General features: G+C 52.8%; 3 protein-coding genes. All 3 read left to right on the forward strand.

The features are described from left to right. The first annotated feature begins 39 nt into the window (after nt 1-39). The 3 genes from HK11_RS03880 (at nt 40) to HK11_RS03890 (ending at nt 6,715) form a co-directional block, all read left to right on the forward strand. Nucleotides 40-2,265 (forward strand): ComEC/Rec2 family competence protein, encoded by a 2,226-nt coding sequence (locus HK11_RS03880; protein ID WP_233133295.1) that lies wholly within the window; start codon nt 40-42, stop codon nt 2,263-2,265. 109 nt (nt 2,266-2,374) lie between these two features. Then, complete coding sequence (zapE, locus tag HK11_RS03885; protein WP_086554028.1) at nt 2,375-3,565, forward strand: cell division protein ZapE; 1,191 nt, start codon at nt 2,375-2,377, stop codon at nt 3,563-3,565. A gap of 288 nt (nt 3,566-3,853) precedes the next feature. Then, the gene (locus HK11_RS03890) at nt 3,854-6,715 is read left to right on the forward strand and encodes a 2-oxoglutarate dehydrogenase E1 component (protein WP_086554029.1); all 2,862 of its coding nucleotides are present in this window, start codon (nt 3,854-3,856) and stop codon (nt 6,713-6,715) included. Nucleotides 6,716-6,888 lie beyond the last annotated feature (173 nt).

Here is a 6,888-nt window from a genome sequence, read left to right on the forward strand (position 1 = left end):
GATGTCACCCGTATCATGAGCAGGCAAAAGGAGCCATATGTGCTGACAGCTTATCGCGCATTCTGCACTATGGCAGCGATGAAAGGCAGAGTGACAGAATGTCTGCTGGCTGAACAGCGTCGTTTTATTGTGTGGGTGCCCGTTTGTCTGGCTCTGGGCATCGCGTGGTATTTTTCTCTGAGCTATGAACCTGCTGCGTTGCCGGGCGTGTGGGTGCCGCTTGCCGTTATTTTGAACGGGTGGGTGTTAATGTGGCGAGGCTGGCTGAATGTGTGGTGCCGCCTGTCAGGTGGTGTCTGTGCGTCAGTGGCGGCAGGATTTATGGCTGCGTGGAGTGCCGGGCATGCGCATACGCCCATGCCTGAGCTTCCCCGTCGCGCAACAGAGATAACCGCCGTCGTCAGGCATGTAAGTGACATGCAGCGTGATGGTCATCACATACGCAGTGCCGAACTGGCAGAGGCACGTTTTGACACATTCTATGATGACGGAATGCCTCCGTTACAGCGTATTATACGTCTCAAACTGCGTGAAGATGATCCTGTTGTCCTTGCTGCGGGTGATCAGGTGCGGGTGAAGGCTTTGCTTTTGCCGCCACCGTTCCCTTCTTTTCCTGATGGCAGGGATATGCAGCGTGAGTTCTGGTTTGCTGATGTGGCAGGAACGGGGCGTGCACTGCGCCAGACAGAGCGTCTGGGGCACAGTTCAGTGTCTTTGTTGCATGAAGGAGAAGCGATTCAGGTTTTGCGTGTGGCGTGGAGCGCACGTATTCGCGCAGCTCTGCCTGGCAGTGCCGGGGCTGTTGCAGCAACACTGCTTGTCGGCGAATCCGGTAGTATTCCTTCCGTGGTCAGGGAGCAGTTTGCCGCAGCCGGGCTTGCTCATATTCTATCCGTTGCGGGCCTGCATCTTGGCCTGGTGATGATGGTGCTGTTCTGGCTGTCACGTTTTGCTCTGGTATTGTGGGAGAGAGCTGCGCTGTACTGGCCCTGTAAGGCAATTGCCGCATGCATCGCCCTGGCGGGTGGCGGGGCCTATGCTGTGATAACCGGTTTACATGTGCCGGTTATGCGCAGTCTGATAATGGCGTCAGTTGCTGTGGCAGGGTTGTGTCTGGGCAGACGGGTTATGTCGATGCGCGGGCTGGCTCTGGCAGCTGCCATTCTGCTTGTCTGGCATCCTGAATTTTTACTGACAGCGGCTTTTCAGATGTCATTTATGGCTGTGATGGCACTTATTGCAGGTTATGAAGTGCTGGGGCCAGAGCTGTCTGCTTATCGTGCACGTTATGTCAGCAATAATCTGGCACGTATCGGGCACAGACTGGCCGGGCACGGTATGGCTCTTTGCATTACCAGCTTACTGGCCGGGTTATCGGCCCTGCCTGTTGTAATGGCACATTTTGGTGAAATTCAGCCCTATTTTCTGATCGCAAATCTTATAGTCGTACCTTTGATGGCGGTCTGGATTATGCCCTGGGGGCTCGTTACCTTTGTGCTGCTGCCTTTTCATCTTGAGGGGCTGGCCCTGGTACCCATGGGGTGGGGTATAAAGCTGACAATGCTGATTGCCGGGGTGGTGGCATCATGGCCGGCAGCGCATATGACTTTTTCTGGTATGTCCGTCCGGGGGCTGTGCCTTGTGCTGCTCGGGTTATGCTGGCTGTGCCTGTGGCGGCAGCGCTGGCGCTTACTGGGGTGTCTGCCCTTGTGTGTCGGGCTGTTATCATCATTGTTTGTGGCAAAGCCTGATATTCTTATCAGCTCCGACGGAGGGATGGTGGGGGTCAGGTCTGGCAGTGCTTTATGGCTGGGCGGGCATGCGCATGATGCCGCATGGGTGAGCCGGGCCTGGCGACAGCAGCTTGCTGTCAGCGCGGTAGATTCTTTCCCTCAGCAGGGGGAGGGGGCGGGAGGCAGGCTTATATGCGGTGAGGATAGCGGGCCTGGTGTGTGCGTGCTGATGGCGCATGATAAGGCGATTCTTATAGACCTGCGCAGTGCAGCGAATAGTGCGCAGCTGACCGCTGCAGCATGTGGCGGAATGGATGTTATTATCAGCGCAGCACCACTCAGGGGTAACTGCCCTGATGCGCCTGTCAGGCTTGATCGTTTTACGGCCTGGCGGCAGGGCGCACAAACCATTTTCATCGGGTCTCATACTCTGAGGGTACGCTCAGGGCGTGATGCTCAGGGTAAGCGCCCCTGGGTTATGGCTCCTGGCGGGCACGGGTTACCTGACCTGCCTTTAGCGCCCTCAGAATAAGAAGAAGTGGATAAGCCGAGGTATGCGGGAGAAAAAACCGGTCACGACATAGTTAGGTCCTATTTGTCCCCTTGCAGAACAGGCCCTCTCCCAGCTATCGGCGTTGGGTATGAATGACTCAAATGTAATTGATTCCTCAGTTTTGCAAAGACAGGGGCCTCTGGCAGCTTATCAGGCGCGTCTCGCGTCAGGTGAGCTCAGGTTTGACCCGGATCAGGAGCGGGTTGTTAAATCCTTTAATCAGTTGTGGATGCAGCTGGGCAATCTGCCGCCCAGGCGCTCTGCACCCAGGCCCGGGCTGCTGACAGGTCTGCTGCGCCGCGTTAAGCCTGAGCCACAGGTTAAACGTCCGCGCGGTTTATACCTTGTCGGGCGTGTTGGCCGGGGCAAGACCATGCTGATGGATCTGTTTTTTGAGTGTGTGCCGCTGCAGCGTAAAGAGCGTATTCACTTTCTGCGTTTCATGCAGGATGTACACAAAACACTTTATGACATGAAGCGCAGCCACCCCAATATGGCTGACCCTATACCACCTCTTGCAAAAAATATTGCTTCGCGCGTTGATCTTTTATGTTTTGACGAGTTCCAGATTAATGACATCGCTGATGCTATGATTCTGGGGCGTTTGTTTGAGGCATTATTTGCCGAAGGTGTGATAATTGTCACCACTTCGAACACAGTGCCTGGTGAGCTGTTTCAGAATCGTCCTGGTGCGGATGCCTTTAAACCTTTCATTGCCATTATTCATCGCGAGCTGGATACGGTCGAGCTTGATTCTCCGCGTGATTATCGCAGAGGCCGGCAGCAGGAGCAGACGACCTGGATTACACCGGCCGACTCTCAGGCAAAAAAATGTCTTGATGAAATTTTTGAAAAATATGCAGCCGGGCAGGAAGCCAGACCTTATACCATTCAGCTGAGCGGGCGTACGTTTGAGGTGGATCAGGCGGCTGGTTCAGTGGCCCGTTTCTCCTTCACTTCTTTGTGTGAACAGCCGCGTGGACCGGGTGATTATATCGCTCTTGCAAAGCAGTTCCCCGTTATTCTCATAGATGATGTGCGTGTGATCGGAGATGAGGAAACGAATCTCGCCAGGCGCTTCATTACAGTGATAGATGCCTTGTACGACAACGGAAATCTGCTGTTTGTGTCGGCTGAAGCGTCCCCCGATGAACTGTTCACGACAGGTGAGGGCGCTGATGCGTTTGCCCGTACTGCATCACGTCTTGCTGAGATGGGCAGCGAAAGCTGGCTTGAACGGGGCGCTCAGGCTGCGCGTGCAGCACATAGTGCTCTCTAGAGCGTGACAGCCAGGTATCTTGTCCCTGCTGCGGCCGCGGTTTAGCAAAACCACATGTGGGCTGAGTTTGTTCAGCTAAAAATATGACGTCACAGAGATGAGAGAGTGCACAGGGCATGATGTCGGAGAAAACAGTCAGTCAGAGGGTGTCGCGTGATTATAGTGCGGCAGTTCCTCTGTGGAGCTGTGGCGATGTGAAAGCGATGGTACTCTGTATTATGTCTGTGAAGAAAACATTACGAAGCCGCCTGGTGAGGTACAATTCAGGCTGGCAGGAGTCAGAGTGATATGACAGCTTCAGATACACTGGCATCGGCTCTTAACGGGGCTAATATTGCTTACCTTGCGGATTTATATGCACGGTGGGTTCAGGATCATAAAAGTGTGGATGTTTCTTTCGCGCAGCTGTTTGATTCTCTTGAAGAGGAAGAAGCTGCGGTTCTGAAAGATGCAGCGGGAGCCTCATGGGCCCCTCATGCTTCTATGATTACGGGCGAAGAGCCTGAAGCACCTGCAAAAGGTGCCGGTGCGGCCGATGGTCTTTCAGCGCAGCATAGTCTGGCTCTTGCCCGCCTGGTACGTGCTTACCGCACTTATGGCCACATGGAGGCAAACCTTGACCCGCTGGGTCTGAAGGTGCCTCAGCCACATGAAGAGCTCGACCCTGCGACCTATGGCTTTAGCAAAAAAGACATGAGCCTTGTGGTTTATGTTGGTGCCTTGCTCGAACCCCTGCTGAAGGGACCATCTGCTAAAGTTGGTGATGTCGTTGCAGCTTTACGCTCTGTTTACTGCCATAGCATTGGTGCCGAATACACCTATGCACGCAGTCATGAAGAACGTGAGTGGTTTCGCAAGCGCTTTGAAGGCGATAACTGGCAAAGTGGCCCCGGAGCTGATGAGCAGAAGCTCATCCTGAAAGATCTGACAGAAGCAGAAGGCTTTGAGGCATTCTGCCAGAAACGTTATGTCGGTGCTAAACGCTTTGGCCTTGAAGGGGGTGAGGTTTCTATCCCGTCACTCCACGCCATCATTAACCGTGCTGCAGGCAAGGGTGTTAAGTCTGTCACGATCGGTATGGCGCATCGTGGTCGTCTGAATACGCTGGCGAATATCGTGCGTAAGCCATATGTTGCCATTTTTAATGAGTTCTCTGGCGGTGCGTTTAAACCTGATGATGTCGCCGGTTCGGGTGATGTAAAATATCATCTGGGCTCATCAACTGATATCGAAGTTGATGGTCACTCCGTTCATATTACGCTCCAGCCTAATCCTTCTCATCTTGAGGCCGTTGATCCGGTTGTCTGTGGTAAGGTCCGCGCTATTCAGGATGATACCGGCGATACAGAACATCGTTCTGCCCATATGGGTATCGTGATTCATGGTGATGCGGCTTTTGCGGGTCAGGGTATAGTTTACGAAACCCTCTCCATGTCCCGCCTGAAAGGGTACCGCACCGGTGGTACCATTCATATGGTCGTGAATAACCAGATTGGTTTCACAACTAATCAGGAAAATGCTCACTCAGGTATCTATAATACAGACGTTGCAAAAGCTATTCAGGCTCCGGTCCTGCATGTGAACGGCGATGATGCCGAAGCTGTTATTTATGCGTCTCGCCTGGCTGAAGATTACCGTCAGGCTTTTGCCAGCGATATCGTGCTTGATATCGTCTGTTACCGTCGTCACGGTCATAACGAGATCGATGAGCCGACATTTACGCAGCCGGTTATGTATAAAGCCATAGCTGAGCATGAAACGCCTCATGCGCTTTATGCAAAGCGTCTGGTTGCTGCCGGCGTTGTCACAGATGACGAAGTAAAAGCGCAGTGGGATGCTTTTGCAGGCAAGCTTGATGCCGACTATCAGGCTGCTCAGTCCTATAAAGTGAATAAGGCTGACTGGCTTGAAGGATCATGGCTCGGGCTGCATGCTCCCTCTGGTAAAGCTGAGGATGTATATCCTGAAACAGGTATTGCTCTTGATACGCTGAAAACTATCGGTGCAGCACTGTCGACAACGCCTGAGAGTTTTGACGTTAACTCAAAAATTGCCCGTCAGCTCCGTGCAAAAGCGGATATGTTTGAAAATGGTACGGGTTTTGACTGGGCAACCGGCGAGGCTCTGGGCTTTGGCTCTCTTCTGCTTGAAAAACATCGTGTGCGTCTCTCCGGTGAAGATTGCCAGCGTGGTACCTTCAGTCAGCGTCATGCTGTATTAACCGACCAGGATAACCAGACAACCTATACCCCGCTCAATAATATTTGCGATGATCAGGCGCAGATTGAGATATGGAACTCTTTCCTCTCAGAATATGGTGTTCTGGGCTTTGAGTATGGTTATTCGCTGCGAAACCCTCAGGCTCTGGTGCTGTGGGAAGCTCAGTTCGGTGACTTTGCAAACTGTGCTCAGGTTATTATTGACCAGTTTATTGCATCAGGCGAGACAAAGTGGCTGCGTATGTCTGGTCTCGTTATGCTGCTGCCTCACGGGTATGAAGGGCAGGGGCCAGAACATTCTTCTGCAAGGCTTGAGCGTTATCTTCAGCTCTGTGCAGAAAATAATATGTTTGTCTGCAATATAACGACCCCGGCAAATTACTTCCATGCCCTGCGTCGTCAGCTGAAGCTGGATTATCGTAAGCCGATGATCCTGATGGAGCCTAAATCTCTGCTGCGGCATAAACTTGCAGTTTCTGAGCTGGCTGACTTTGGCCCGGGTACACGCTTTGAGGCTGTGCTTGGCGAGGTGGATAAACTCGCCGCTGACAAAGATATCGAGCGCGTTGTTCTGTGTTCAGGTAAGGTTTATTATGACCTGCTGGCCGAACGCCGTGACAAAGAGCTTGATAACGTTGCCATCGTACGCCTTGAGCAGCTCTATCCTTTCCCTGAGACAGCACTGGCAAAAGAGCTTAAGCGTTATCCGAATGCAGAGGTCATCTGGTGTCAGGAAGAAACAGAGAACGGTGGGGCATGGCTCTTTGCTGACCGTCGGATAGAGAGTGCTCTTACTCTGGTAAAACATAAAGCCGGTCGTCCTGTTTATGTCGGGCGTGCCGCTGCTGCCAGCCCTGCTACAGGCCTCGCCCGTATACATGCGGTTGAGCAGACTGACCTGGTGGAAAGAGCGCTGGGCCTTAAAAAATAAAGGTCTTAGTGCTGAAGCTGATGACATTGCCTGCCGTATTATAGCGGCGCGAAAACAACCGGCAGGGGCAATAACCTGCTGGTCTGAGGTTGAAGAAGGTAAGGATTGAAGATGCCAGTTGAAATTAAAGTTCCTGCCCTTGGTGAGAGTGTTACGACTGCCACTGTTGGTAA

Origin of the sequence: Acetobacter sp. DmW_043 (assembly GCF_002153485.1) — a bacterium.
Lineage (GTDB): Bacteria > Pseudomonadota > Alphaproteobacteria > Acetobacterales > Acetobacteraceae > Acetobacter > Acetobacter thailandicus.

What these genes read in the sequence shown, in the direction of transcription:
- zapE (WP_086554028.1), top strand. Translation starts at nt 2,375, where the DNA reads ATGAATGACTCAAATGTAATTGATTCCTCAGTTTTGCAAAGACAGGGG.
- HK11_RS03890 (WP_086554029.1), top strand. Translation starts at nt 3,854, where the DNA reads ATGACAGCTTCAGATACACTGGCATCGGCTCTTAACGGGGCTAATATT.